This is a genomic window from Variovorax sp. YR752 (genome assembly GCF_943372545.1).
Map to the genome: position 1 here is coordinate 1 of NZ_CALRZC010000110.1, position 25,057 is coordinate 25,057.

26 protein-coding genes and 1 pseudogene are annotated in these 25,057 nt (G+C 68.6%); 21 read left to right on the plus strand and 6 right to left on the minus strand.

Annotated elements, in window-relative coordinates; genetic code table 11:
* The 5 genes and pseudogenes from AAG801_RS23340 to AAG801_RS23360 form a co-directional block, all read right to left on the minus strand.
* Positions 1–254: pseudogene (locus tag AAG801_RS23340) on the minus strand (superoxide dismutase [Fe]); the annotation flags it as partial.
* Positions 255–306: 52 nt separating this feature from the next.
* Positions 307–972, minus strand: coding sequence for a metalloregulator ArsR/SmtB family transcription factor (locus AAG801_RS23345; protein ID WP_101491899.1), 666 nt, complete (start codon positions 970–972; stop codon positions 307–309).
* 38 nt (positions 973–1,010) lie between these two features.
* Positions 1,011–2,462: a TolC family protein gene (locus AAG801_RS23350; protein ID WP_341890511.1), complete on the minus strand. Its 1,452-nt coding sequence runs from the start codon at positions 2,460–2,462 to the stop codon at positions 1,011–1,013.
* On the minus strand, positions 2,459–5,572 hold the full coding sequence (locus AAG801_RS23355; protein WP_341890512.1) for a MexW/MexI family multidrug efflux RND transporter permease subunit: 3,114 nt from the start codon (positions 5,570–5,572) through the stop codon (positions 2,459–2,461). The genes AAG801_RS23350 and AAG801_RS23355 overlap by 4 nt, the downstream gene beginning before the upstream one ends.
* The gene (locus AAG801_RS23360; protein WP_341890513.1) at positions 5,569–6,675 is read right to left on the minus strand and encodes an efflux RND transporter periplasmic adaptor subunit; all 1,107 of its coding nucleotides are present in this window, start codon (positions 6,673–6,675) and stop codon (positions 5,569–5,571) included. Before AAG801_RS23360 ends, AAG801_RS23355 begins: the two co-directional genes overlap by 4 nt.
* A 287-nt stretch (positions 6,676–6,962) precedes the next feature.
* Here AAG801_RS23360 and AAG801_RS23365 point away from each other — a divergent pair, with 287 nt between their 5' ends.
* Positions 6,963–7,289 carry a metalloregulator ArsR/SmtB family transcription factor gene (locus tag AAG801_RS23365; protein WP_099793711.1) on the plus strand — a complete coding sequence of 109 codons (327 nt, stop codon included), beginning with the start codon at positions 6,963–6,965 and terminating at the stop codon, positions 7,287–7,289.
* A gap of 52 nt (positions 7,290–7,341) precedes the next feature.
* Here the strand turns inward: AAG801_RS23365 and AAG801_RS23370 are convergent, their stop codons facing one another.
* Positions 7,342–7,755 carry a DsrE family protein gene (locus AAG801_RS23370; RefSeq protein WP_341890514.1) on the minus strand — a complete coding sequence of 138 codons (414 nt, stop codon included), beginning with the start codon at positions 7,753–7,755 and terminating at the stop codon, positions 7,342–7,344.
* A 156-nt stretch (positions 7,756–7,911) separates the two neighbouring features.
* Between AAG801_RS23370 and AAG801_RS23375 the strand changes: the two genes are divergently transcribed.
* The 20 genes from AAG801_RS23375 to AAG801_RS23470 all read left to right on the plus strand — a co-directional run.
* Positions 7,912–8,826, plus strand: a complete 915-nt coding sequence (locus AAG801_RS23375; RefSeq protein ID WP_341890515.1) for an MBL fold metallo-hydrolase — start codon at positions 7,912–7,914, stop codon at positions 8,824–8,826.
* Positions 8,823–9,296: a hypothetical protein gene (locus AAG801_RS23380; protein ID WP_341890516.1), complete on the plus strand. Its 474-nt coding sequence runs from the start codon at positions 8,823–8,825 to the stop codon at positions 9,294–9,296. The genes AAG801_RS23375 and AAG801_RS23380 overlap by 4 nt, the downstream gene beginning before the upstream one ends.
* 153 nt (positions 9,297–9,449) lie before the next feature.
* On the plus strand, positions 9,450–9,758 hold the full coding sequence (locus AAG801_RS23385) for a c-type cytochrome (RefSeq protein ID WP_099797269.1): 309 nt from the start codon (positions 9,450–9,452) through the stop codon (positions 9,756–9,758).
* A gap of 19 nt (positions 9,759–9,777) precedes the next feature.
* Positions 9,778–11,142: a sulfite dehydrogenase gene (soxC, locus tag AAG801_RS23390; protein WP_341890517.1), complete on the plus strand. Its 1,365-nt coding sequence runs from the start codon at positions 9,778–9,780 to the stop codon at positions 11,140–11,142.
* Positions 11,126–12,178 carry a c-type cytochrome gene (locus AAG801_RS23395; protein ID WP_341890518.1) on the plus strand — a complete coding sequence of 351 codons (1,053 nt, stop codon included), beginning with the start codon at positions 11,126–11,128 and terminating at the stop codon, positions 12,176–12,178. Before soxC ends, AAG801_RS23395 begins: the two co-directional genes overlap by 17 nt.
* A 19-nt stretch (positions 12,179–12,197) precedes the next feature.
* Positions 12,198–12,656, plus strand: a complete 459-nt coding sequence (gene soxY, locus AAG801_RS23400; RefSeq protein ID WP_095950317.1) for a thiosulfate oxidation carrier protein SoxY — start codon at positions 12,198–12,200, stop codon at positions 12,654–12,656.
* Between the two features lie 47 nt (positions 12,657–12,703).
* Entirely contained in the window at positions 12,704–13,015 is a 312-nt protein-coding gene (gene soxZ / locus AAG801_RS23405; RefSeq protein ID WP_172438442.1) for a thiosulfate oxidation carrier complex protein SoxZ, read from the plus strand.
* Positions 13,016–13,082: 67 nt separating this feature from the next.
* On the plus strand, positions 13,083–13,886 hold the full coding sequence (gene soxA, locus AAG801_RS23410) for a sulfur oxidation c-type cytochrome SoxA (protein WP_101491416.1): 804 nt from the start codon (positions 13,083–13,085) through the stop codon (positions 13,884–13,886).
* Between the two features lie 11 nt (positions 13,887–13,897).
* On the plus strand, positions 13,898–14,551 hold the full coding sequence (gene soxX, locus AAG801_RS23415; protein WP_341890519.1) for a sulfur oxidation c-type cytochrome SoxX: 654 nt from the start codon (positions 13,898–13,900) through the stop codon (positions 14,549–14,551).
* 19 nt (positions 14,552–14,570) lie between these two features.
* Positions 14,571–16,295, plus strand: coding sequence for a thiosulfohydrolase SoxB (gene soxB / locus AAG801_RS23420; RefSeq protein ID WP_341890520.1), 1,725 nt, complete (start codon positions 14,571–14,573; stop codon positions 16,293–16,295).
* A gap of 41 nt (positions 16,296–16,336) precedes the next feature.
* Positions 16,337–17,452 (plus strand): YeeE/YedE family protein, encoded by a 1,116-nt coding sequence (locus tag AAG801_RS23425; protein ID WP_341890521.1) that lies wholly within the window; start codon positions 16,337–16,339, stop codon positions 17,450–17,452.
* Positions 17,453–17,468: 16 nt separating this feature from the next.
* Positions 17,469–17,786: a hypothetical protein gene (locus tag AAG801_RS23430; protein ID WP_341890522.1), complete on the plus strand. Its 318-nt coding sequence runs from the start codon at positions 17,469–17,471 to the stop codon at positions 17,784–17,786.
* A gap of 111 nt (positions 17,787–17,897) precedes the next feature.
* On the plus strand, positions 17,898–18,038 hold the full coding sequence (locus AAG801_RS23435) for a hypothetical protein (protein WP_341890523.1): 141 nt from the start codon (positions 17,898–17,900) through the stop codon (positions 18,036–18,038).
* Complete coding sequence (kdpF, locus tag AAG801_RS23440) at positions 18,035–18,133, plus strand: K(+)-transporting ATPase subunit F (protein ID WP_341890524.1); 99 nt, start codon at positions 18,035–18,037, stop codon at positions 18,131–18,133. Before AAG801_RS23435 ends, kdpF begins: the two co-directional genes overlap by 4 nt.
* Position 18,134: 1 nt before the next feature.
* On the plus strand, positions 18,135–19,943 hold the full coding sequence (gene kdpA, locus AAG801_RS23445; RefSeq protein ID WP_341890525.1) for a potassium-transporting ATPase subunit KdpA: 1,809 nt from the start codon (positions 18,135–18,137) through the stop codon (positions 19,941–19,943).
* Between the two features lie 13 nt (positions 19,944–19,956).
* Positions 19,957–22,065 (plus strand): potassium-transporting ATPase subunit KdpB, encoded by a 2,109-nt coding sequence (gene kdpB, locus AAG801_RS23450; RefSeq protein WP_341890526.1) that lies wholly within the window; start codon positions 19,957–19,959, stop codon positions 22,063–22,065.
* Between the two features lie 13 nt (positions 22,066–22,078).
* A complete protein-coding gene (gene kdpC, locus AAG801_RS23455; RefSeq protein ID WP_341890527.1) occupies positions 22,079–22,705 on the plus strand; it encodes a potassium-transporting ATPase subunit KdpC in 627 nt (208 codons plus the stop codon).
* A 13-nt stretch (positions 22,706–22,718) separates the two neighbouring features.
* Positions 22,719–23,072: a hypothetical protein gene (locus tag AAG801_RS23460; RefSeq protein ID WP_099793683.1), complete on the plus strand. Its 354-nt coding sequence runs from the start codon at positions 22,719–22,721 to the stop codon at positions 23,070–23,072.
* Positions 23,062–23,193: a hypothetical protein gene (locus AAG801_RS23465; RefSeq protein WP_260685230.1), complete on the plus strand. Its 132-nt coding sequence runs from the start codon at positions 23,062–23,064 to the stop codon at positions 23,191–23,193. The genes AAG801_RS23460 and AAG801_RS23465 overlap by 11 nt, the downstream gene beginning before the upstream one ends.
* A gap of 13 nt (positions 23,194–23,206) precedes the next feature.
* Positions 23,207–25,057, plus strand: a 1,851-nt coding sequence (locus AAG801_RS23470) for a DUF4118 domain-containing protein (protein WP_341890528.1), incomplete at its 3' end; no start/stop codon positions are given.

Sequence of the window (25,057 nt, forward strand, 5' to 3'; positions counted from 1 at the left end):
CCTTGCGGCTTCATGCAGTTCCAGAAGAAGGTGTGGTTCCAGATCTGGGCGGCGTTGTTGTAGATGCCGCCGCTGGACTTCTTGATGATCTCTTCGAGCGTCATCGCTTCGAACTCGGTGCCCTTTTGCAGGTTGTTCAGGTTCACCACATAGGCGTTGTGGTGCTTGCCGTGGTGGAACTCGAGCGTTTCCTGCGAGTACTCGGGGGCCAGTGCGTCGATGGCGTACGGCAGCGGGGGAAGGGTGTGTTCCATGGGGGTCTTTCTTTCTAGTTGGTGGATAAAAACAAGATGGTGCTTCGGCGCTTCAGGCGCGTGCCTTGGGCACGACGCGGTACGCGCAGCGTCGCGCGCCCGCAAGCACGTGCTCGACACGGCTCACGTCGGCCTCGGGCCCCAGCACCTCGTCGAAGAGCTGCAGCTCGCTGCGGCAAAAGCCGGTGCAGGCCTGCGCCGCGGTGCAGATGGGGCAGTGGTTCTCGATGAAGAGAAAGCCGTCGCCCTCGGCCCGGTACTCGGCCATGTAGCCCTCGCGGCTGCGGATGTCCGCGAGCCGCTCGAGCCGGGTCTCGAGGTTGCGCGCGCCGCGCATGGCCTCGGTGTAGGTGGCGCGCATGGTGGCTTCGCGCGCGCCGATGAGCTGGTCCATGCCCTTTTCGCCGAACACGCTGATCACGGCGCTGATCATCTGCACCGTCATCTCGGCGTGCGTGTCGGGAAAGCGCCGGTGGCCCTCGCCGGTGAGCCGCCAGATCTGGGTCGGACGGCCGCGCCCGCTGGAGCGGCTCTCGGCGTCCACCAGCCCTTCGGTCTCGAGCTTGGACATCTGCTGGCGCACCGCCTCGACCGTCACGTTCAGCACCTTGGCGATGTCGGGAATGCCGAGCGCGCCGCGGGTCTTCAGCGTGGACAGGATGCGGTCTGCCGGCTGGTGCGGCATCCAGGTGGGCTTGGTGGCATCGGGGGCGGACATGGCAACTTCGGTCGTGGGGAGAGAAAACAGTGTCATTGTCAGGTGGTTGGGCCTCCCCTCGCATCCGTGGGCGCTTCGGTGGGCGCTTGCCACCCCCCGCCCAGTGCTTTGTAAAGCGCCACGAGGCTGGTGAACGAGGCCGTTTCGGCCTCGGCCACGGCGTCCTGTGCGCGCAGCAGGGTGCGCTGCGCGTCGAGCACGCTCAGGTAGGGCGCGGCGCCTTCGCGGTAGCGCACCTGGGCCAGCTCGGCGGCACGGCCGCTGCGGGCCGAGGCCTCCAGCAGCCGCTGCAGGCGCAGCTGGTTCTGGCCGTAGCCGGTGAGGGCGTTCTCCACGTCCTCGATGGCGCGCAGCACCGTCAGTTCATAGGCGGCGCGTTCGCCCTCGGCACGCGCTTCGGCACCGCGCAGGCGGGCCTTGACCGAGCCCAGCCGCAGGCCGGGCCAACTCACGCCGGGCGTGACGCTGAAGGCGCGGCTCGACGAACTGCCCAGGTCGCTCCCCCGCAGCGCGATGAACCCCAGAAAACCGCCGATGTCGACACGCGGATACAGCTCAGCCGTGGCCGCGCCCACATCGGCGGTGCTGGCCGCCAGGCCGCGCTCGGCGCGCAGCACGTCGGGCCGGCGGCGCAGCAGTTCGCCGAGGTCGCCGATGGGCAGGCGCTTGTCGAGCACGCGCAGCGCTTGCGGCTGCAGCATGGGCACCAGCTCGGCCGGGCGCAGGCCCGCGAGCACGGCGACGCGGTACGCGGCCTGTCGGCGCGCGGTCTCGAATGCGGGCAGCTGGCTCTCGGTGCTGGCCAGGTTGGCCTGCGCGCTCGCCAGGTCGCCTTCGAGGCCGCGGCCGGTCTGCACCTGCGCCTCGGTCACGCGCAGGCTCTGGCGCAGGCTGTCGAGCGTGCGCTGGGTCACGGCCAGGCGCTGCTCGGCGCCGCGCATCTCGTAGTAGTTGCGCGCCAGTTCGGCCACGGCCACGATGCGCACCTGTTCAAGGTCGGCCGCGCTGGCCTGGGCGCGCGCGGTGGCGGCTTCGTCCAGCCGTTGCAGGCGGCCGAAGAGGTCGATCTCCCAACCGGCGTCGAAGCCCGCGCGGCTGCTTTGCGCCAGCGTGCGCGCATCGGCCGGCACGCCATTGCCTTGGGCGATGCTGCGCGTCTTGCTGGCGCCCAGCGTCACCACGGGCAGGCGGTCGAGTTCGGCCTCGGTCTGCATCGCACGGGCTTCGAGCAGCCGGGCTTGCGCGATGCGGATGTCGTGGTTGCCGGCCAGCGCGCGTTCGATGAGCGCATCGAGCTGCGGGTCGTCGAGCTGGCGCCACCAGTCGCGCTGCACCGCGTCGGGCGCGAACAGCGCGCGCTCGGGGGCGGCGATGGCCACCGGCGCATCGTTCGGCGCGGCGTACTTCGGCCCGACCGCGCAACCGGCCAGCACCAGCACGCTGAGGGCGAACGGCGCGGCGTAAGAGAAGAGTCTTCGTGTCATGGTCATGCTCCCGGTGTCGTCAGGCGGTCGCCGGTGGGCTCGCGCGCCACCAGCGCCTCGAGTTCGGCGGTGCGCGCCGAGCGGCCCACCGTGCGGTGGTCGCGCGCCAGCAGCGTGTACATGGTGGGCAGCACGAACAGCGTGAACAGCGTGCCCACCAGCATGCCGACCACGATCACCAGGCCGATGCTGAAGCGGCTGTTGGCGCCCGCACCGCTCGCGAACAGCAGCGGCACCAGGCCCACCACCATCGCGGCCGTCGTCATCAGAATCGGGCGCAGCCGGATGCGCGCGGCCTGCTCGATGGCGGCGCGGCGGTCCAGGTTCTGGCGCTCCTGGATCTCGTTGGCGAACTCCACCATCAGGATGCCGTGCTTGCTGATGAGCCCGATGAGCGTCACCAGCCCGATCTGCGTGTAGATGTTGATGGTGGCAAAGCCCAGCGCCAGCGGCACCAGCGCACCGCAGATCGACATCGGCACGCTGATCAGGATGATCAGCGGGTCGCGCAGGCTCTCGTACTGCGCGGCGAGCACCAGGTAGATCACCACGATCGCGAACACGAAGGCCATCACCAGCGCCGAGCCTTCCTGCGTGAACTGGCGCGCGTCCGACTGCCAGTCGTAGCTGAAGCCGGCCGGCAGCTTCTTCGCCTCTTCGCTGAGGAACGCCACCGCGTCGCCCATGGTCACGCCCGGCATCGGAATCGCCTGGAAGGTCGAGGCATTGAGCTGGTTGAACTGCGTGAGCTTGTTGGGGCCCACGCTGGTCGACAGCGTCACCAGGTTGGCCAGCGGCACGGGCTGGCCGCTCGCGCTCTTCACGAAGTAGCGCGCGAGCGCCTCGGCCGTGAGCCGCTGGTCGCGCGGCGACTGCGGAATCACGTCGTACGAGCGGCCGTCCATGCCGAAGCGGTTGACGTAGTTCTCGCCCACCAGCACCGCCAGCGTGTCGCCGATGGCCTTCATGGTCACGCCCATGCTGTTGGCCTTGGCGCGGTCCACGCGCACTTCGGTCACGGGGTTGTTGAACTCCAGGTCGCTGTCGACCACGGCGAACTTGCCGCTCTCGCGCGCCGCCTTCTTCAGCGTTTCCATCGCCTCGAACACGGTGGCGTGGTCGCCCGCGCTGCGGATCACCATCTGCACCGGAAGCCCACCGGTCGAACCGGGAAGCGACGGCAGCTGAAAGGCGAACACGCTGCTGCCCTCGACCTCGTTCATGCCGCCCTGCACGTCGGCCTGGACCTGGTCGGCGTTGCGCTCGCGATCTTTCCAGTCGGACAGCTGCACGCCGCCGATGCTGTTGGACACGCCGTCCGAGCCGTTGATGAGCCAGCGGCCGGTGTTCTCGGGCAGCGCGGCCAGCACCTCGTCCCATTTCTGGCCGAACTTCTCGACGTAGTCGATGTTGGCGTGTTGCGGCGACTTGATGACGGTCATCACCATCGCCTGGTCTTCGCCGGGCGCCAGCTCGCGCTGCGCCGCGTTGTACAGAAAGGGCAGGCTCACGAGCACGACCGCCGCCAGCACGCCCGTGACCCAGCGGTGGTGCAGCGACACGTCGAGCAGCCGCCCGTAGGCCGAAGCGAGCTTGTGAAAGAACGACTCCGCATAGCGCGCCATGCGGCCCGCTGTAGCGTCCTGCGGCAACAGGAACGAGCTCATCACCGGCGACAGCGTGAGCGCGATCACGCCCGACACCACCACCGCGCCTGCCAGCGTGAAGGCGAACTCCTTGAACAGCGAGCCCGTGAGCCCGCCCATGAGGCCGATGGGCGCGTACACCGCGGCCAGCGTGAGCGTCATCGCGATCACCGGGCCGGCCACTTCGCGTGCGCCGATCAACGCGGCCTGCACGCGCGACTTGCCCTCTTCGATGTGGCGGTGCACGTTCTCCACCACCACGATGGCGTCGTCCACCACCAGGCCGATGGCCAGCACCATCGCCAGCAGCGTGAGCAGGTTGATGCTGAAGCCGAACAGCAGCATCAGCGCCGCCGCACCCAGCATCGACAGCGGAATCGTCACCACCGGAATGAGCACCGCGCGCAGCGAGCCCAGGCACAGGAAGATCACCAGCACCACGATGGCGATGGCTTCGAGCAGCGTCTTCTGCACCTCGTCGATCGAGGCCTCGATGAAGCGCGCGAGCTCGAAAGGCAGCTGCACCTCCACGCCCGGCGGCAGGTTCTGCTTGATGCCGGGCAGCAGGTCGCGGATGCGCTTCACGATCACCAGCGGGTTGCCGTTGGGTGCCGCCTGCAGGCCGAGGTAGATGGCCTTGTCGCCGTCCATCGTCGCGCTGCTGTCGGCGCTGGCCGCACCGAGTTCCACCGTGGCCACGTCGCCCAGCCGCACGATGGCCTCGCCGTCGCGCTTGATGACCATGTCGCGGAACTCGGCCACGTTCACCAGGTCGGTGTTCACGCGGATGTTCGACACCACGTACAGGCCCTTCACCTGCCCAGGCGCGGCCTGCACGTTGTTCTGGCGCAGCGCATCGGCCAGCTCGCCGGCCGAGATGCCGCGCGCGGCCATGCGGTTGGCGTCGAGCCACACGCGCATCGCCAGCGTCTGCCCGCCCGACACCTCGACGCCCGAGACGCCTTCGATCGATGCGAACTGCGGCTGCACCACGCGCGAGAGGTAATCGGTGAGCTGCGGCACGGGCATGGTCTTGCTCGAGAAGCCCACGTACGCCACCGCCGTGGCCTCGCCCGCCGACTTGAGGATCACCGGGTCGAAAGCCTCGGCCGGCAGCCGGTACTTGACCTGGCTCACCTGCGCCATCGCCTGCGTGAGCGCTTGGTTGGCATCGGCGTTGAGCTTCATGCGCACGCTGATCACGCTGCGCCCGAGCGTGGACGACGACGAAAGGTAGTCGACGTTCTCGATGGTCGCCACCGCCTGCGCAATGGGCTGCGTGACGAAGCCCTGCATCAGCTCCGGCGAAGCGCCGGGGTACTGCGTGGTGATGGTGAGCGTGGTGCTTTCAGTCAGCGGGTACTGGCGCACCGGCAGGTCGCCCAGCGCGCGGGCGCCGAGCAGAAGAATGAGCGTGCTCACCACCAGCGCCAGCACGGGCCGGCGCACGAAGAGGTCGGTGAACTTCATGACTTCGGCTCCGTGAGGGCCAGCGTGTCCTTCGCGGCCGGGGCCACGGCGGCGCCGTTGTACAGGCGCAGCTGGCCCGAGGTGACGACCTGCTCGCCGGCCTTCAGGCCCTGCTCGACCACGACCAGGCCGTCCTGCCGTTCGCCGGTCTTCACGAACACCTGCTGCACGGAGTAGCCGTCGCCCTTTTCACCGGCGCGCACCACGAACACCGAGTCGCCGTGCGTGCTGTAGGTGATGGCGGTTTCAGGCACGGCGATGGCGTCGGCGCGCGTGGGCAACGCGACCTTGCCGTTGACGTACATGCCGGGCGTGAGCGCGCCGTCGGCGTTGTCGACCGTGGCCTGCAAGCGCACGGTGCGCGTGTCGCTGCCGATCATCGGTTCGATGGCGCTGAGCTTGGCGGGGAACACGCGGCCCGGGTAGGCATCGACCGCGAGGGCCACCGCCTGGTTGCGTTTGAGCGCGGGCAGTGCGGTCTCGGGCAGCGTGAGGTTGGCGAACAGCGTGCGGCTGTCGGTGAGCGACACCAGCGCATCGCCGGCGCGCACGAACTGGCCGAGGTTGACCTTGCGGATGCCCAGCACGCCGTCGAACGGCGCCTTGATGTGCTTCTGTTCGATGAGCGCCTGCACGCGCCGCAGCTCGCCGCTGGCCTGGTCGAACGCGGCCTGCGCCTGCTCCATCTGCTCCTGCGTGGCGGCCTGCTGCGGCAGCAGGCGGCGCGTGCGTTCGAGCAGGGCCCGAGCATTGGCCTGCTGGGCGCGCAGCCGTTCGAGGTCGCCCTGCTCGGGCGCGTCGTTGAGCTGCACCAGCAGCTGGCCGGCACGCACCTGCGCGCCCGGCGTGAACAGGATCTTCGCGACCCGTCCCTCCACCTCGGCCGGCACCTCGACCTGCCGGTTGGCCTCCAGCGTGCCGATGCCGCTGAGAAAGCGCGCCATCTCGGTCTGCCGCGCGGGGGCCACCGCCACCTTGGCCGGCGGCATGGCGCCGCCCTGTGCATGGGCCGGCTGGAATTTCGCCACGAGCCCGTAGCCCGCCGCGCCCAGCACCGCGACCGTGAGACCGGCGCCGAGCCAGGTCCTGGATTGTTTGTTCATACGCAACCTGCTCTTTTATCAAAGAAAGTACTTTGATTATTGGATCGCGTCGGAACGATGTCGAGAACGACGTGGCAATGGCCTCGATAGGGCAGGGCTATCTTTTGCAGCGCGTGCATGCGGGGTGCTCCGGGTGGTGGCGCGGGGACATCCCCGCATCCCGAAGACGGGCAGCCCGTCGCGTTTGTGACGCGGCGCCGCTGCGCAATCGCCATACGGCCGCCGGGGCATCGCTCGCCGCGCCAGGCGCCGATGTACATTGCGACCTGCGCATGAACCTATTCAGCATGGCCACCAAACCCCGAAAGAAGTCCTCGGCTGTCACCGAGGACGAGGTCTTCGACATTGCCGCCGACCTGTTCCGGGCCATGGCCGCGCCCATGCGGCTGAAGATCGTGAGCCTGCTGTGCAACGGCGAGAAGAACGTGAGCGAGCTGCTCGCGCAGATCGACACCACGCAGCCCAACATGTCGCAGCACCTGAACACGCTCTACCAGGCGGGCGTGCTCGCACGACGCCGCGACGGCGTGAGCATCTACTACAGCATCGCGAACGAAACCGTCGTGGCGCTGTGCCGCAGCATCTGCGTGCAGATCGCCATCGAGCAGGAATAAGTAGAAGAGAAGAAGGCCGGCGTCAGCCGGCTTCTTCTCTTCAGCGCTGCGTTCAGGGCTTCAGGTAGACGTAGCCTTCCTTTGCCTGCAGCCGCGCCACCTCGGCCACGCCCGAGGGCACGATCTTGGTTTCCATCAGCAGCTTGCCCGCGTCGATGTTGCGCGTGGTGAGCGTGTTGTTGCACACCTTGAACTCCACGCCGCGCCCCGCCAGCGCGCTCACCGGGCCGCTGAACTCGCGGCCCTTGCTGTCCTTCGCGTCGGTCAGCAGGAAGTCGATGCCGGGGCCGTGCGTGACCACGACGATCTTCGCCTTCGGCTCTGCGTTCAGGTGGTTCGTGATGTTCGCGAGGATGGCTGCGCTGTTCTCCACGCCGGTGTTCACGTGGTAGACCACCTTGGTCTCCTGTGCGCCCGCGAACGTGGCGACCATGGTGAGCAGGAAGGCGATGAATGCGTGTCTCATGGGGAAACCCTCTGGCTGTTGTCGTTGCCCGCAAAATATCATCTTCTGCTTATATTTACAGCCGGGCAAGCCCGCGGCCCTCGCCGCCGAGCCCGCAGGAGACGACCCACGATGTTCCCGTGCCGGCCCACCGCCGTTCGCGCGAAGGCGCTGTTGATGTGCGCTGCGCTCTGGTTGAGCGCCAGTGCCGCGTTCGCCGCTCCCGAGATCCGCCCACTGCCGGTGGCGCCCGACATCTACTACGTGCAGGGCATCCCCGCGCTGGGCTCGAAGGAGAACCAGAACTTCATCTCGAACGCCGGCTTCGTCATCACGCGCGACAGCGTCGTGATGATCGACGCGCTCGGCTCGCCCACCGTTGCCGAGCGCATGGTGGCCGAGATCCGCAAGCTCACGCCCAAGCCGATCAGCCACGTCATCCTCACGCACTACCACGCCGACCACATCTACGGTCTGCAGGTGTTCAAGGCACTGGGCGCGCAGATCGTGGCGCACACGCGGGGCAAGACCTACCTCACGTCCGACACCGCACGGCTGCGGCTCGAGGCCTCGCGCCAGGAGCTCGCGCCGTGGATCGACGAGCGCACGCGGCTGGTGCCGGCCGACGTGTGGATCGATGGCCGCACCGAGCTGACCATCGGCGGCACGCGCTTCGTGATCCAGCCCGCCGGGCCCGCGCATACGCCCGAAGACCTCGCCATCTTCTTGCCGCAGCAGAAGGTGCTGTTCACCGGCGACATCGTGTTCCGCAACCGCACGCCCTACGTGGGCTCGGCCGACAGCCGGCACTGGATCACGTCGCTCGACGCGCTGCTCGCACTCGACGCGCGCACCATCGTGCCGGGCCACGGCCCCGCGTCGGACGACCCGGCGCAAGACCTGCGGCAGACGCGCGACTACCTCGTCTTCCTGCGCGGCGCGATGCAGAAGGCCGCGACCGAAATGACGCCCTTCGACGAGGCCTACGCCGCCACCGACTGGTCACGCTTCGAGGCCTGGCCGCTGTTCAAGGTGGCCAACCGCATGAACGCCTACAACACCTACCTGCTGCTGGAGCAGGAGGCGCGATGAGCGGCGACCGCACGCGCCGGCAGCTCGTCGCGGGCCTTGCTGCGTGGTGCGTCGCGCCGATGGCCGTGCATGCGGCCGATGTGCAGCAATTGCCCGCACCCGTCTCGCTGTCGGGCACGCTCGCTGCGGCACTGGCCCGCTCGCAACCATTGGTCGTCATGGCCAGCCTGCAGGGCTGTCCCTTCTGCAAGATCGTGCGCGAGAACTACCTCATGCCCGAACTCGCGGCGGGCCTGCCCGTGGTGCAGATCGACTTTCGCGACGCGCGCACCGTGCGCGACTTCGACGGCGCCACGCGCACGCACGACGCGCTCATCAAGGCGTGGAAAGTCAGCGTCGCGCCGACCGTGCTCTTCTTCGGCCGCAACGGCCGCGAGGTCGCCGAACGATTGACCGGCGGCGATTCGGATTTCTACGGCGCCTACCTCGAAGCACGCCTGCAGCACGCGCGCACCGCCGTCCGCAGTTGACGTTATGCATGGAGAAACCGAACGGGTTTCCCCCAAGAGCAAAGCCCTTCCCTTGTGCACGATCGTCCCTAAAATCAATACATAACGATTTACTTATTTAATGATGAAACCAGCCGCTTCGGGGCGCGTTTCAAGGAGACCGATTTGAAGTTGCTGTTGCCGTCGCTCGCCGTTGCTGTCACCACTCTGCTGCTGTCGACACCGGCCCTTGCGAACAAGGAGCTGGCCCAGAAGAACGCCTGCCTCGCCTGCCATGCGGTCGACAAGAAGCTGGTCGGCCCCGCCTACCTCGACGTCGCGAAGAAGTACACCGGCCAGGCCGATGCGCTCGCTGTGCTCACCGCGAGCATCCAGAAGGGCAGCACCGGCAAGTGGGGCGCCGTGCCCATGCCCGCGCAGCCTGCGATGAGCGAGGCCGATGCCAAGGCGCTGGCCGCCTGGGTGTTGGGCGGCGCCAAGTAAGGCGCACGGACGCGACGCCATGAGCGGCAGCATCCAGCAGACCGGGCAGGTGCGCAAGGCACCCGAGAACTTTCTCGACGCGCAGGGCGTGCGTGCCGTCTTCGCCGAAGCCGGCAAGGGGCGACGCGACTTCATCCGCAACGCCTTCGCAGCAGCCGTTGCAGGCACCGCAGCAACGTCGTCCGCGCTTGCGCAAACGCGCACCGCCGTGGGCGATGGCGACCCCGCCATATTGAATCTGCCCGCGCACAGCACGGGCCTCGGCCAGCCGGTGGTCACCGACGGCTACGGCAAGCCTTCCAGATACGAAGCCAATGTGCAGCGCCGCCAGAGCCCGGGGCTCACGCCGACCGCGCAGGCCTCGGTGTCGTTCGCGCCGCTGCAGTCGCTGTTCGGCATCGTCACGCCCAGCGGCCTGCACTTCGAGCGGCACCACCAGGGTTGGTGGGACATCGATCCGTCGAAGCACCGGCTGATGGTCAACGGCATGGTGAAGACGCCGAAGGTCTTCACGCTCGACGAGCTCATGCGGCTGCCGTCGGTGTCGCGCTTTCACTTCATCGAGTGCGGCGCCAACACCGGCATGGAATGGGGCAACGTCGCGGTGCCGACGGCCCAGTACACGCATGGCATGCTGTCGTGCAGCGAGTTCACCGGCGTGCCGCTGATCACGCTGCTCGAGATGGCGGGCGCCGACCTGAAGGGCGAGCGCTTCGTGCTGGCCGAAGGCGCCGATGGTTCGTCCATGACGCGCACCATTCCCATGAGCCTCATCCGCTCCGGCGAGGTGCTCGTGGCCTACGGCCAGAACGGCGAGATGCTGCGGCCCGAGCAGGGCTACCCGCTGCGGCTCGTGGTGCCCGGCGTGCAGGGCGTGAGCTGGGTCAAGTACCTGCGCCGCATCGAACTCGGCGACCAGCCCTACGGCGCCAAGGACGAGACCGTGCACTACGTCGACCTGATGCCCGACGGCCAGCACCGCCAGTACACCAGCATCCAGGAATGCAAGAGCGTCGTGACCACGCCCTCGGGTGGCCAGATGCTGCTCGACAAGGGCTTCTACAACATCACCGGCCTCGCATGGTCGGGCCGCGGCCAGGTGAAGCGCGTGGACGTGAGCGTGGACGGCGGGCGCAACTGGCGCACCGCGCGGCTCGAATCGCCCGTGCTCTCGAAGTGCCTCACGCGCTTCAACATCGACTGGGTGTGGGACGGCAAGCCCGCGATCATCCAGAGCCGCGCGATGGACGACACCGGCTACGTGCAGCCCAGCTACAAGCAGCTGCGCGCGGTGCGCGGCACGCGCTCGATCTATCACAACAACGCCATCCAGTCGTGGCAGGTGCAGGCGAACGGGGAGGTGGCGAATGTCCAGCTTTCCTAGCCGCGCACTGCTCGTTCTTGCACTCGCCTGCGGCGTTGGCGCTGCCGCATGGGCACAGCCCAAGACGGCAGGCTACGCCGGCATCGGCCGCGACGCCACGCCCAAGGAAGTGGCCGCGTGGGACATCGACGTGCGCCCCGACTTCAAGGGCCTGCCGCCCGGCTCGGGCTCCGTCACGCGCGGACAGGACCTGTGGGAAGGCAAGTGCGCCTCGTGCCACGGCGTGTTCGGCGAATCGAACCAGGTGTTCAGCCCGATCGTCGGCGGCACCACGGTGGAAGACATCAAGAGCGGCCACGTCGCGCGCCTGAAAGACCCGGCGTTCCCGGGCCGCACCACGCTGATGAAGGTCACGAGCCTGTCGACCGTGTGGGACTACGTGTACCGCGCCATGCCGTGGAACCAGCCCAAGTCGCTGACGCCGGACGATGTGTATGCCGTCACTGCCTACATGCTGAACCTCGGCGGCATCGTGCCCGACGACTTCACGCTGTCCGACAAGAACATCCGCGAGGTGCAGGCCCGCATGCCCAACCGCAACGGCGGCACCACCGCGCACGCGATGTGGCCCGGCAACGAACTCGGCCGCGCCGCCAAGCCCGATGTGTCGGCCGTGGCCTGCATGCGCGACTGCGTGCCGGCGGCGTCGTCGGTCGCGCAACTGCCGCCGCATGCGCGCGGCAGCCACGGCAACCTCGCCGACCAGAACCGGCTGGTGGGCGCGCAGCGCGGCATCGCCACCGCGGCGCCCGCCGCCGTGAAGACCAGCGCACCCACTGCAGCAGCACCGAAGGTGCCCGTGGCGCTGCTCGAGAAGAACAGCTGCACCGCCTGCCACGGCATGACGCAGAAGCTCGTCGGCCCCGCCTTCTCGGACATCGCGAAAAAGTACCCCGGCCAGACCGACCACCTGCTGCAGAAGATCAAGGCAGGCAGCACCGGTGTCTGGGGGGCGATCCCGATGCCGCCGCAGACCCTCGGCGACGATGATGCCAAGGCCATCGCACGCTGGCTCGCCGACAGCGCCGGACCATGATTCGACAGGAGACAACCCCATGAAAAACCGCAGACAGATGCTCACGCAGTCCGCCGCCCTCGCAGGCCTGGCGGCCACCGCCGGATGGCTCCCCGCCACCGCGTTCGCGTACTCCAAAGACGCCTTCGACGCCAAGAGCGTGGCCGACGCGCTCAAGGCCGTCGGTGTCACCGGCGCGCCCACCGAGAGCAAGGACGTCACCATCACCGGCCCCGACATCGCCGAGAACGGCGCCGTGGTGCCGCTCAGCGTGGCCACCGCCTTGCCCGGCGTGAAGCAGCTCATGCTGCTGGTCGAGAAGAATCCGAACGCCGTGGTCGCGATCTTCAACACCTCGGAGTTTGTCGAGTCGAACTTCACCACGCGCGCCAAGCTGGGCCAGTCGTCCGACGTGTACGCGATCGCGGTCATGAACGACGGCAAGGCGCTCTTCGCCAAGAAGGAAGTCAAGGTCACGCTCGGCGGCTGCGGCGGCTGAGCGACGGCTTCATTCCAAAAAAACACGACGAGAAGAAGGAGACCACCATGGCAGATCCCATGCGCATCCGCGCCCAGGCCGCGGGCGACAAGACGACCGTGCGCATCCTCATGGCGCACGAAATGGAAACCGGCCAGCGCAAGGACGCCGCCGGCAAGACGATTCCCGCCTGGTTCATCCAGGAGGTCACGGCCTCGCTCAACGGCAAGACCGTGCTCACGGCCGACTGGGGCCCGGCGGTGTCGAAGAACCCCTTCATGCAGTTCACGCTGAAGGGCGCAAAGGCCGGCGACAAGATCGCCGTGACCTGGAAGGACAACCGCGGCGACACCCGCACCGACGAAGCCACCGTCAGCTGACGCTTCCTCCCGCCACGCGGGCGATCGCTCGCGTGCTGTGTTCCCCACGAGAAAAAAAGGCGGCCCCATGAGGACAACCACATGCCTGAGCCTGCTGGTGCTGGCCGGCAGCATCGCGCTGCCCGCCGCGGCGCAGAAGACCACGGCCGAAGGCATCGCCGAGTACCGCGCGCTGCTGCAGGACGGCAACCCCGCCGAACTGTTCGAGGCCAAGGGCGAAGACCTCTGGAAACAGAAGCGCGGTCCCAAGGCCGCGTCGATGGAGAAGTGCGACCTCGGCAAGGGCCCGGGCGTGGTGAAGGGCGCGTTCGCCGAACTGCCGCGCTACTTTCCCGACACCGGCCGCGTGCAGGACATGGAGTCGCGTTTGCTCACCTGCATGGAAACCCTGCAGGGCTTCGATGCCGCCGCCATCGCCAAGACGCCGTTCGGCCAGGGCGAGCAGAAGAACCTCGAAGGGCTGGTGGCATGGATCTCGGCAGAGTCGAAAGGCCTGCCGCTGAACCTGCCGCAGTCGCACGCCAGCGAACGCCGCGCCTATGAAGTGGGCAAGCGCCTGTTCTTCCTGCGCGCCGGCCCGCACGACTTTGCCTGCGCCACCTGCCACGGCGCCGACGGCAAGCGCATTCGCCTGCAAGACCTGCCCAACCTCACGAAGAACCCCGGCGCCGGCGAAGGCTTCGGCGCCTGGCCGGCGTACCGCGTGTCGTCGGGCGAGCTGTGGGGCATGCAGCGCCGGCTCAACGACTGCTTCCGCCAGCAGCGCTTTCCGTACCCGGGCTACGCCAGCGACGTGACCGTGGCGCTGGCCGTGTACATGGGCGTCAACGGCAAGGGCGGCAAGACCACCGCGCCCGGCATCAAGCGCTGAAGGAGCACGCCATGAAGTCTGATCATTTCTTCGGCCTGGCCGCCGTGGCCTGCGCGCTCACCGTGTTCGGTTGCGCGTCGGTCGACAGCGCCGCCGAGCTCGACAAGCTCACCGCCGACGCGCTGCAGCGTTCCTTCCGCGACCAGGGCATCGCCAAGGTCGACCGCCTCGTGCAAGACCCGGCCAATCTCGCGTGCAGCGAAGCCGAGGCCAGCGGCAAGCCGCTGGACGACCAGCGCACCAAGGAGATCGAGGCCGCCAACATGAAGACCGTGCGCTGGCCTTCTGATGGCAAGTTCGTCGGCGACTGGCGCGAGGGCGAGAAGATTGCGCAGAACGGCCGCGGCCTCACATGGACCGATGCGGCCAATGCCGCCAACGGCGGCAATTGCTACAACTGCCACCAGATGTCGAAGGAAGAAATCTCCTTCGGCACGCTCGGCCCGAGCCTGTACCACTACGGCAAGCTGCGCGGCGTGAGCGACCCGGCGAGCGCCGCGGCCAAGCCCATCGTCGAATACACCTGGGGCAAGCTGTGGAACGCGCGCGCCTACAACGCCTGCTCGAACATGCCGCGCGTCGGCCATTCCGGCATCCTCAACGAGAAGCAGATCCGCGACGTGATGGGCTTGCTGCTCGACCCCCAGTCTCCCGTCAACCGCTGAGCGTCCGGCTTCCTTCTTCATGAACCTTTCCAAGCGCGAGTTCGTCCAGATGCTCGGTGCCGGCGCTGTCGCCGGACTGGGCCTGGGCCGCCACGGCAGCAGCGTGGCTGCCGGCCTCGACGGCATGTACACCGTGCCGGCCTTCGGCAACGTGTCGATGCTGCACATGACCGACTGCCACGCGCAGCTCAAGCCGCTGTACTTCCGCGAACCGGGCGTCAACATCGGCATCGGCCCCATGCGCGGCAAAGTGCCGCACCTCGTGGGCGAGCATTTGCTCAAGGCTGCCGGCGTGAAGCCCGGCACGCGCATGGCGCATGCGCTCACCTACCTCGACTTCGACAACGCCGCGCAGCGCTACGGCAAGGTGGGCGGCTTCGCGCACCTGGCCACGCTGGTCAAGCAGCTCAAGGCCAGCCGCCCCGGCGCGCTGCTGCTCGACGGCGGCGACACCTGGCAGGGTTCGGCCACCTCGCTATGGACCGACGCACAGGACATGGTCGACGCCTGCAAGCTGCTCGGCGTCGACGTGATGACCGGGCACTGGGAGTTCACCTACGGCATGGCGCGGGTGCAGCAGATCATCGAGAAAGACTTTGCGGGCAAGGTCGAGTTCGTCGCGCAGAACGTCAAGACCGCCGACTTCGGCGACCCGGTGTTCAAGCCCTACGTGATGCGCGAGATCAACGGCGTGCCGTGCGCCATCATCGGCCAGGCCTTCCCCTACACGCCGATCGCCAACCCGCGCTACATGGTGGCCGACTGGACCTTCGGCATCCAGGACGACAACCTGCAGCGCGTGGTGAACGAGGCGCGCGGCAAGGGCGCGCAGGTGGTGGTGGTGCTGTCGCACAACGGCATGGACGTCGACCTCAAGATGGCCAGCCGCGTCACCGGCATCGACGCCATCCTTGGCGGTCACACGCACGACGGCACGCCCATGCCCACGCTCGTGAGCAACGCGGGCGGCAAGACCATCGTGGTCAACGGCGGCTCCAACGGCAAGTTCCTCGGCGTGATCGACTTCGACGTCAAGGGCAAGAAGGTGAGCGACTTCCGCTACCGCCTGCTGCCCGTGTTCTCCGACCTGATTCCGGCCGACAAGGAGATGGACGCGCTCATCACCCGCGTGCGCGCGCCCTACGAGGCCAAGCTTGCGGAAACCCTCGCCCACACCGACGGCGCGCTGTACCGGCGCGGTAACTTCAACGGCACCGGCGACCAGCTGCTGCTCGACGCGCTCATGGAAGTGCAGGACGCGCCCATCGCCTTCTCGCCCGGCTTCCGCTGGGGCACCTCGCTGCTGCCCGGCCAGGCGATCACGCGCGAGTGGCTGATGGACATGACGGCCACCACGTATTCGTACGCGACCGTCACGCAGATGACCGGCGAGACGCTGAAGACCGTGCTCGAAGACGTGTGCGACAACCTCTTCAACCCCGACCCCTACTACCAGCAGGGCGGCGACATGGTGCGCGTGGGCGGGCTGCAGTACACCTGCGACCCGACGGCCGCCATGGGCCAGCGCATCCAGGACATGCGCCTGGGCGGCAAGCCCATCGACGCCAGCCGCAGCTACAAGGTCGCGGGCTGGGCGCCCGTGAGCGAAGAAGCGCGCACCGCCGGCAACAAGCCGGTGTGGGAAGTCATCGAGCCGTGGCTGAAGTCGCGCAAGGTGGTGACCACGCGCCGGCTCGACGAACCCGTGCTGAAGAACATCGCACCGAACCCCGGCCTGGCCTGAATCGAGCGCCCCGCATGTGGGGCGCTCCCTAGAATCGGGGCATGTCCATCGCGCAGGTTTCCCTTCTCACCACGCTCGCGCTCGTGGCGGCCTTCGTGCTGTCGGCGGTGTTCGGCGCCGTCGCGCGCGCCACGCGCTTTTGCACCATGGGCGCGATCAGCGACGTGGTGGCGCTCGGCGACTGGACCCGCGTGAAGCAGTGGGCTGCGGCCGGCGGCGTTGCGCTCATCGGCTTCTCGGCGTTGGTGTCCGCGGGGCTCGTCGATGCCGACCGCACTCTGTATGCCTCGCACCAGATCCTCTGGCTCTCGGCGCTGGTCGGCGGCCTGCTGTTCGGCGTCGGCATGGTGCTGTCGTCGGGCTGCGGCAACAAGACGCTGGTGCGCCTGGGCGGCGGCAACCTCAAGGCGCTGGTGGTGCTGGTGCTCATGGGCGTGTCGGCCTTCGCCACGCTGAAGGGCATCACCGCGGTGTTGCGTGTTGCGACCGTCGATGCGGTGCATGTGGACCTCGCGGTGAACGCGTCGCTGCCCGAGGTACTGGCTGCCTCTTTCCAACTGAACGCATCGTCGCTGCGCCTGGCGCTCGGCCTCGTGCTCGGCGGCGCGCTGCTCGTGTGGGCCGCCTGGGGCCGCGAGACGCGCGACGTGCGCAGCCTTGTCGGCGGCATGCTCATCGGCGCATTGGTCGTCGGTGCATGGTGGCTCAGCGGTCATTGGGCGGTCGTCGAGGAGCATCCGCTCACGCTCGAGCACGTGTTCCTCGCCACCAACTCCGGCCGCGCCGAAGCCCTGAGCTTCGTCACGCCGGTGGCCTACGCGCTCGACTGGCTCATGTTCTACAGCGACGCCAACAAGCGGCTCACGCTCGGCGTCGTGTCGGTGGCCGGCGTGGTGGTGGGCGCCGCACTGCATGCGCTGTGGTCGCGCGAGTTCCGCTGGGAAGGTTTTGCCGGCACCGGTGATCTTGCCCACCACGCGACGGGCGCGGTGCTCATGGGCATCGGTGGCGTCACGGCCATGGGCTGCACCATCGGGCAGGGCCTGAGTGCGCTGTCGACGCTGAGCATCGCGAGCCTGCCGGCGATCGCGGGCATCGTGGTCGGTGCGGTGGTCAGCCTGAAGTACCAGGCGTGGCAGCTCGAGCGCACGCTCTGACACAGGCGCTGCGAAGATGGCGCTGACCTTTCGCACCCTCGCGGTCGCGATGCTTCTCGTCATAGCAGGATGCGGCAGCGCCCGCGAGACGCAGCAGATTCCCGTCTCCGCGTTCCGCAACTACGGCGCGTCGCCGCTGCAGCACACCTTCTACATCGGCTCCGATGCGCGGTTCCATCGCTTCCAATGGTCCAACGGCAAGCAGGGCGGCACCTGGCTGATCGCGCGCGCCGAGATGGACATCGTCAACGAAAAATCGATCGACGACCCGCGCGTTGCCCGCGGCGGCTACTTCGTCAGCCGGCGTGACGACGGGCGGTGGATGGTTCGCTGAGCCTTCCGCCGCCGCGTTTTTACGCTTTCTTTACGCCCCCCCACCCACTCTTTCCCCCGGTTTTACGCACGCCTGCCGAGACTCCTTTCATCTTGTTTGCAGGAGTGATGAATGGACATCGTCTGGATGGGCGCCTTGCTGGCGCTGTGGGTCGTGGTGGCGGCCATGGTCGTCGGGCTGAACCGGCTCGAGGGGCCGCAGAAGCCGCACGCGGGCGTTGATGCAACGCGCACGCAGGGAGACGCATCGTGATCGGCCTCGAAGTCCTGTATGGCTTCGGCGTGCTGGTCGCCGTGGTCCTGTTCGCGTACCTGGTGTTCGCGCTGATCTGCGCCGAGGAGTTCTGACATGGAAACCTCGGCCTGGGTCTTGTTGGCCCTTTTTCTCGGCGCACTGCTCGTGCTGGCCTGGCCGCTGGGCAAGCTGCTGGCCGCGCTGTGCGGCGAGCGCGTGCCGCGCTGGATGCAGCGCATCGAAGCACCGCTGTACCGACTCGCGGGCACGAAGCCCGAGCAGTCGATGCACTGGCTGCGCTACGCGCTGGCGCTGCTCGCGTTCAACGCCATCGGCGCGATCTTTCTGTATGCCCTGCAGCGCCTGCAGGGCGGGCTGCCGTTCAATCCGGCCGGCATGGGCGCGGTGTCGCCCGACTCGGCCTTCAACACGGCGGTGAGCTTCGTCGCCAACACCAACTGGCAGGGCTACGGCGGCGAGTCGACCATGAGCTATCTCACGCAGATGCTCGGCCTGGCGGTGCAGAACTTCCTGTCCGCCGCCACCGGCATCGCGGTCGCCTTCGCACTGGTGCGCGGCTTCGCGCGCCGCGGGGAAGGGCGTGACGGCAAGGGCCTGGTCGGCAACTTCTGGGCCGACGTGACGCGCGTCACGCTGTGGGTGCTGGTGCCGATTTCATTCGTGCTCGCGCTGTGCCTTGCGGGGCAGGGCGTGATCCAGAACTTCGACGCCTACAAGAGCGTGCAGACGCTCGAGGCCACGGCCTTCCAGCAACCGAAGAACGGCCCCGACGGCCAGCCGCTGAAGGACGACAAGGGCGCCCCCGTGATGGAAGACGCCACCACCCAGACGCAGACGCTGGCCCTGGGCCCGGTCGCTTCGCAGGAAGCGATCAAGATGCTCGGCACCAACGGCGGCGGCTTCTTCAACGCCAACTCGGCGCATCCGTACGAGAACCCGACGGCGTTCAGCAACCTGCTGGAGATGCTGGCGATCTTCCTGATCCCGGCGGCGCTGTGCTTTGCCTTCGGCCGCGTGGTCGGCGACCTGCGCCAGGGCTGGGCCGTGCTCGCGGCAATGACGGTGCTGTTCGTGGTGGCGGTGCTGGTCGCCACGCCCGCCGAGCAGGCCGGCAACCCGCTGCTGGGCCCGCTGGGCGTGGACCAGATGGCGAGCGCACTGCAAAGCGGCGGCAACATGGAAGGCAAGGAAGTGCGCTTCGGCATCGATGCCTCGGCCCTCTTCGCCGCCGTGACCACCGCCGCCTCGTGCGGCGCGGTGAACGCCATGCACGACTCGCTCACGCCCATCGGCGGCATGGTCCCCCTGGTGCTGATGCAGCTGGGCGAGGTCGTCTTCGGCGGCGTCGGCAGCGGCCTGTACGGCATGCTGGTGTTCGCCATGCTCGCGGTGTTCATCGCGGGCCTGATGATCGGCCGCACGCCCGAGTACCTCGGCAAGAAGATCGAGGTGCGCGAGATGAAGCTGATCTCCATCGCCATCCTGGTCACGCCGGTGTTGGTGCTGGCGGGCACGGCGCTGGCGGTGAGCGCGGGCGCGGGCAAGGTCGGCATTGCCAACCCCGGCGCGCACGGCTTCTCCGAGGTGCTGTATGCGCTGACCTCGGCCGCCAACAACAACGGCAGCGCCTTCGCGGGCCTGTCGGCCAACACCCCGTTCTACAACGGCCTGCTCGGCCTGGCGATGTGGCTCGGCCGCTTCGCGATGATCGTGCCGGTGCTCGCCATTGCCGGCGCGCTGGCCGCCAAGAAGCGCCTGCCCGTCACCAGCGGCACGCTGCCCACGCACGGCCCGCTGTTCGTCTTCCTGCTGATCGGCACCGTGCTGCTGGTCGGTCTGCTCAACTACGTGCCGGCACTGGCCCTGGGCCCGATCGTCGAACACCTCGTGCTCTGGAAATAAGAAGGAGCGCATCATGACTGCCAAAACCAAAACCTCTCTTTCGCTGTTCGACGCAGCGCTCGTGAAGCCCGCGCTGTGGGGCGCCTTCGCCAAGCTGAACCCGCGCACCCAGTGGCGCAACCCGGTGATGTTCATCGTCTACATCGGGAGCATCCTCACGACGCTGCTCTGGGTGCATGCGCTGAGCTTCCCGGGCGACACCGGCATGCAGCCCGCCTTTGTGCTGGCCGTGACCGTGTGGCTGTGGTTCACCGTGCTGTTCGCCAACTTCGCCGAAGCACTGGCCGAAGGCCGCAGCAAGGCGCAGGCAGCGTCGCTGCGCGGCCTGCGCAAGGACACCTGGGCCAAGAAGCTGAAGGACCAGCAACAGCCGCACCACGGCGCGCCGTGGCTGCCGGAGCAGGCACCGAATCTGCGCAAGGGTGACGTCGTGCTGGTGGAAGCCGGCGACGTGATCCCGCTCGACGGTGAAGTCATCGAAGGCGTGGCCTCGGTCGACGAAAGCGCCATCACCGGCGAATCGGCGCCCGTGGTGCGCGAGTCGGGCGGTGACTTCTCGGCCGTCACAGGCGGCACCCGCGTGCTGTCCGACTGGCTGGTGGTGCGCATCTCGGTGAACCCCGGCGAGTCGTTCCTGGACCGCATGATCGGCATGGTCGAAGCGGCCAAGCGCCACAAGACGCCGAACGAGATCGCGCTGACCATCCTGCTGGTCGCACTGACGATCGTGTTCCTCATGGTCACCGTCACGCTCCTGCCGTTCTCGGTGTTCAGCGTCGAGGCCGCCGGTGCGGGCACCGTGGTGTCGCTCACCGCACTGGTCGCGCTGCTCGTGTGCCTGATTCCGACCACCATCGGCGGCCTGCTTTCGGCCGTGGGCGTGGCCGGCATGAGCCGCATGATGCAGGCCAACGTGATCGCCACCTCGGGCCGCGCGGTGGAAGCCGCCGGCGACGTCGACGTGCTGCTGCTCGACAAGACCGGCACCATCACGCACGGCAACCGCCAGGCCAGCGCCTTCCTGCCCGCGCCCGGCGTGCCGAAGGGCCGTCTCGCGCGCGCCGCCATGCTCGCCTCGCTGGCCGATGAAACGCCCGAAGGCCGCAGCATCGTCGAGCTGGCACGCCGCGACGGGCTGGAGGCCGCCTCTGTCGAAGTGCTGCGCTATGTGCCCTTCACCGCGCAGACCCGCATGAGCGGCGTCGACCTGCCGGCCGCGCCCAACAGCCTCGACACCGACGCCATCGTGCTGCGCAAGGGCGCGGTCGATGCGGTGCGCCGCCATGTCGAATCGTTCGGCGGCACCATGCCGGCCGAGATGCTGCGCGCCGCCGAAGAAGCGGCACGCCGCGGCAGCACGCCGCTGGCCGTGGCCGAAGGCAACCGCGTGCTCGGCGTGGTCGAGCTCAAGGACATCGTCAAGACCGGCATCAAGGACCGCTTTGCCGAGCTGCGCCGCATGGGCATCAAGACCGTGATGATCACGGGCGACAACAAGCTCACGGCCGCCGCCATCGCGGCCGAGGCTGGCGTGGACGACTTCCTGGCCGAGGCCACGCCCGAAGACAAGCTCGCGCTGATCCGCAAGTACCAGGCCGAAGGCCGGCTGGTCGCGATGACCGGCGACGGCACCAACGACGCCCCCGCGCTCGCGCAGGCCGACGTGGCCGTGGCCATGGGCAGCGGCACGCAGGCCGCGAAGGAGGCCGGCAACATGGTCGACCTCGACTCCAACCCGACCAAGCTGCTCGAGGTGGTGGAGACCGGCAAGGCGCTCTTGATGACGCGCGGATCGCTCACCACCTTCTCGATCGCGAACGACGTGGCGAAGTACTTCGCGATCATTCCGGCGATCTTCGTCTCGACGTATCCGCAGCTCGGCGCGCTCAACGTGATGCGGCTCGCGAGCCCGTCGTCGGCCATTCTGTCGGCGGTGATCTTCAACGCGCTCGTCATCGTGTTCCTGATTCCGCTCGCGCTCAAGGGCGTGCGCTACCGGCCGGTGGGCGCGGCCGCGCTGCTGCGCCGCAACCTCGCCATCTACGGCCTGGGCGGCCTGCTCGTTCCTTTCATCGGCATCAAGTTGATCGACTGGCTGCTCGTGGCCGTCCATCTCGTCTGAGGAGTTCTTCACCATGACTAGCCACAACACCAACGCCAACAACAACGGCGGCATCGTTCGCCCCGCGCTCGTGCTCTTCGCGCTGCTGAGCGCGCTCACCGGCCTGATCTACCCGGCGGCCGTCACCGGCGCCGCGCAGGCGCTGTTCCCGTCGCAAGCGGCGGGCAGCCTGGTGGTGCGCGACGGCAAGCCCGTCGGCTCCTCGCTCATCGGCCAGAACTTCAGCGACCCGAAGCACTTCTGGGGCCGCCCGTCGGCCACCGCGCCGCAGCCCTACAACGCGAGCGCCTCGGGCGGCTCCAACCAGGGCCCGCTCAACCCCGCGCTGGCCGATGCGGTGAAGGCGCGCGTCGAGGCATTGCGCGCGGCCGACCCGGGCGACACCGCGCCGGTGCCCGTGGACCTCGTCACGGCCTCGGCCAGCGGCCTCGACCCCGATATCAGCTCCGCCGCCGCGCACTACCAGGCCGCCCGCGTGGCGCGCGAACGCGGCATGGCGCTGGACCAGGTCAATGCGCTGGTCGTGCAGAACACCCAGAAGCCGCTGTGGGGCGTGCTGGGCGAGTCGCGCGTCAATGTGCTGGCGCTGAACCTGGCGCTCGATGCTTCGAAATCTTCGGCTTCTTCGACGGTGCGTTGAGGAGAAAACAACCATGGCCTATGCCGCCTACCGTGAACACCCCAGCGTGGTGCGAAGTCCAATCGCGCCGCGCACGACGCAATTCCACGTGCTCGATGTCACCGTCTGCTGCGCGGACGCGCTGCGCGTGCGCCGCAGCATTGCGGCCTGCGCCGAAGCCGGCGTGGTGCGCTGCGAGCCGCTGCTGCATGCCTGCAGCTCGCAGGAAAGCGACGCACCCTGCGTGCGCCTGATGATCCGCTTTCCGACCGCGCGCTACGCCGAGGTGCTGCACCGCCTCATCGAATGCGTGCCCTCGGGCGAGATCGGCCGGCTCATGAGCTGGCGCGATCACCTCACGCGCTGCGGCCTGCGCCATGGTCACTGACCTGCTGCACGTGCTGCTGGCCATGGCGGCGCTGTTTGTACCGCTGGGCTTCGCCTGGTGGGTGCTGTCGCGCACCGCACGCCGGCATGAGCGGCGGCGCAAGAACGGACCAATGCGCTAATCTGCGCGCTCCCATGTCCGAGACCCGCCCCGACCCCGACGCCCTGCTCGCGCAACTGCGCAGCGACGAGGCGCGCGCGCTGCGCGGCAAGCTGCGCATCTACTTCGGTGCCAGCGCCGGCGTGGGCAAGACCTGGGCCATGCTCAGCGCCGCGCGGCGCGAGCGCGAGGCCGGGCGCGACGTGCTCATCGGCGTGGTCGAAACGCACGGCCGCAGCGAAACTGCCGCGCTGCTCGCGGGGCTCGACACGCTGCCGCTGCGCGAGCTGCCCTACCGTGGCCGCACGCTCGCCGAGTTCGACCTCGACGCCGCCCTCGCGCGCAAGCCCGCCGTGCTGCTGGTCGACGAACTGGCCCACACCAACGCGCCCGGCTCGCGCCACGCCAAGCGCTGGCAGGACGTGCAGGAGCTGCTGGCCGCGGGCATCGAGGTGTGGTCGGCGCTCAACGTGCAGCACCTGGAAAGCCTCAACGGCACCGTCGGCGCCATCACCGGCGTGCGCGTGCACGAGACCGTGCCCGACACCGTGCTCGACGAAGCCGACGAGGTGGTGCTGGTCGACGTCACGCCCGACGAACTCACGGCGCGGCTCGCGGCCGGCAAGGTCTACCTGCCCCAGCAAGCCGAGCGCGCCGCACAGAATTTCTTTCGCAAGGGCAACCTGATCGCGCTGCGCGAGATCGCCCTGCGCCGCACCGCCGAGCACGTCGAAGACGACGTGCGCGGCTGGCGCGTCGAGCAATCGGGCCCCGGCGGCAACGGGCAGGGCGGCGCCGCGCTGCAGGCCTGGAACACCTCGGGCGCCATCCTGGCCTGCGTCGGCCCGCACGAGGGCGCGGCGCAGACCGTGCGCACGGCGGCGCGGCTCGCGGGCCAGCTCAACGTGCGTTGGCATGCCGCGTATGTCGAGACGCCGCGGCTGCAGCGCCTCGACGCGGCGCAGCGTGATCGCATCCTTGCCGTGCTCAAGCTGGCGGAAGAGTTGGGTGCGGCCACGGCGGTGCTCACCGGCGCCGACGTGGCGGAGCAACTGTCCGAGCAGGCGCGGCGCCTCAATTGCGCGACGCTGGTCATCGGGCGCGCGGAGCCCGTGCACGGATGGCGGCGCTGGTGGGGTGCGTCCACGGTGCCGCTGGCGCGCGCGCTGGCGCAGCGGGCACCGGCGCTCGACATCCTCGAAGTCGGCCGCGCCGACAGCGCGCGCCGCCTGTCGCAGGCGCCGTTCACCACAGCCCGTGCCGACGACGAAGACGACGAGCGCGCGCAGTCCCGTTGGCCCGGCTACGCGTGGGCGGCTGCCACCAGCATCGCGCTCACGCTGCTGTGCACGCCGCTGACGGGCGTGCTGGAGCTGTCCAACATCGTCATGCTGTTCCTGCTCGGCGTGGTGGGCGTGGCGATGCGTTTCGGGCGCGGGCCTTCGGCGCTCGCGGCCATGCTCAACGTGGCGGCCTTCGACTACTTCTTCGTCGCGCCGCGTCTGTCCTTCGCCGTCAGCGACGTGCAGTACCTGCTGACCTTCGCCGTGATGCTCGGCGTCGGCCTGCTGGTGGGCCAGCTCACGGCCGGGCTGCGTTTCGCGGCCGGCGTGTCGACCAGCCGCGAGCGCCGCGCGCGCTCGCTGTTCGAGCTCACGCGCGAACTCTCCGCCGCACTCGAAAGCACCCAGGTCGTCGCGCTCGGCGCCGCCGCCGTGCAGGCCCATTTCGGCGGCCATGCGCGCGTGCTGGTCACCGACGCGGCCGACCAGCTCGTGCCCCCCGCCGACCCGCCGCCCGGCTTCGATGCGCAGGTGGCCGACTGGGCCTTCCGCCACGGCCAGCCCGCAGGCCTCGCCACCGCCACGCTCGCCGCCCAGCCCTGG

Excerpts from the sequence above, each read along its gene's own strand:
- AAG801_RS23345 (WP_101491899.1), bottom strand. The coding sequence starts at position 972 with ATGTCCGCCCCCGATGCCACCAAGCCCACCTGGATGCCGCACCAGCCG.
- AAG801_RS23370 (WP_341890514.1), bottom strand. The coding sequence starts at position 7,755 with ATGAGACACGCATTCATCGCCTTCCTGCTCACCATGGTCGCCACGTTC.
- AAG801_RS23460 (WP_099793683.1), top strand. The coding sequence starts at position 22,719 with ATGGCCTATGCCGCCTACCGTGAACACCCCAGCGTGGTGCGAAGTCCA.
- AAG801_RS23350 (WP_341890511.1), bottom strand. The coding sequence starts at position 2,462 with ATGACCATGACACGAAGACTCTTCTCTTACGCCGCGCCGTTCGCCCTC.
- AAG801_RS23380 (WP_341890516.1), top strand. The coding sequence starts at position 8,823 with ATGAGCGGCGACCGCACGCGCCGGCAGCTCGTCGCGGGCCTTGCTGCG.
- AAG801_RS23435 (WP_341890523.1), top strand. The coding sequence starts at position 17,898 with ATGGACATCGTCTGGATGGGCGCCTTGCTGGCGCTGTGGGTCGTGGTG.
- soxY (WP_095950317.1), top strand. The coding sequence starts at position 12,198 with ATGAAAAACCGCAGACAGATGCTCACGCAGTCCGCCGCCCTCGCAGGC.
- AAG801_RS23430 (WP_341890522.1), top strand. The coding sequence starts at position 17,469 with ATGGCGCTGACCTTTCGCACCCTCGCGGTCGCGATGCTTCTCGTCATA.
- AAG801_RS23375 (WP_341890515.1), top strand. The coding sequence starts at position 7,912 with ATGTGCGCTGCGCTCTGGTTGAGCGCCAGTGCCGCGTTCGCCGCTCCC.
- soxB (WP_341890520.1), top strand. The coding sequence starts at position 14,571 with ATGAACCTTTCCAAGCGCGAGTTCGTCCAGATGCTCGGTGCCGGCGCT.
- AAG801_RS23365 (WP_099793711.1), top strand. The coding sequence starts at position 6,963 with ATGGCCACCAAACCCCGAAAGAAGTCCTCGGCTGTCACCGAGGACGAG.
- soxA (WP_101491416.1), top strand. The coding sequence starts at position 13,083 with ATGAGGACAACCACATGCCTGAGCCTGCTGGTGCTGGCCGGCAGCATC.
- AAG801_RS23355 (WP_341890512.1), bottom strand. The coding sequence starts at position 5,572 with ATGAAGTTCACCGACCTCTTCGTGCGCCGGCCCGTGCTGGCGCTGGTG.
- AAG801_RS23395 (WP_341890518.1), top strand. The coding sequence starts at position 11,126 with ATGTCCAGCTTTCCTAGCCGCGCACTGCTCGTTCTTGCACTCGCCTGC.
- soxC (WP_341890517.1), top strand. The coding sequence starts at position 9,778 with ATGAGCGGCAGCATCCAGCAGACCGGGCAGGTGCGCAAGGCACCCGAG.
- AAG801_RS23465 (WP_260685230.1), top strand. The coding sequence starts at position 23,062 with ATGGTCACTGACCTGCTGCACGTGCTGCTGGCCATGGCGGCGCTGTTT.
- kdpB (WP_341890526.1), top strand. The coding sequence starts at position 19,957 with ATGACTGCCAAAACCAAAACCTCTCTTTCGCTGTTCGACGCAGCGCTC.
- soxX (WP_341890519.1), top strand. The coding sequence starts at position 13,898 with ATGAAGTCTGATCATTTCTTCGGCCTGGCCGCCGTGGCCTGCGCGCTC.
- kdpC (WP_341890527.1), top strand. The coding sequence starts at position 22,079 with ATGACTAGCCACAACACCAACGCCAACAACAACGGCGGCATCGTTCGC.
- kdpA (WP_341890525.1), top strand. The coding sequence starts at position 18,135 with ATGGAAACCTCGGCCTGGGTCTTGTTGGCCCTTTTTCTCGGCGCACTG.
- soxZ (WP_172438442.1), top strand. The coding sequence starts at position 12,704 with ATGGCAGATCCCATGCGCATCCGCGCCCAGGCCGCGGGCGACAAGACG.
- AAG801_RS23425 (WP_341890521.1), top strand. The coding sequence starts at position 16,337 with ATGTCCATCGCGCAGGTTTCCCTTCTCACCACGCTCGCGCTCGTGGCG.
- AAG801_RS23360 (WP_341890513.1), bottom strand. The coding sequence starts at position 6,675 with ATGAACAAACAATCCAGGACCTGGCTCGGCGCCGGTCTCACGGTCGCG.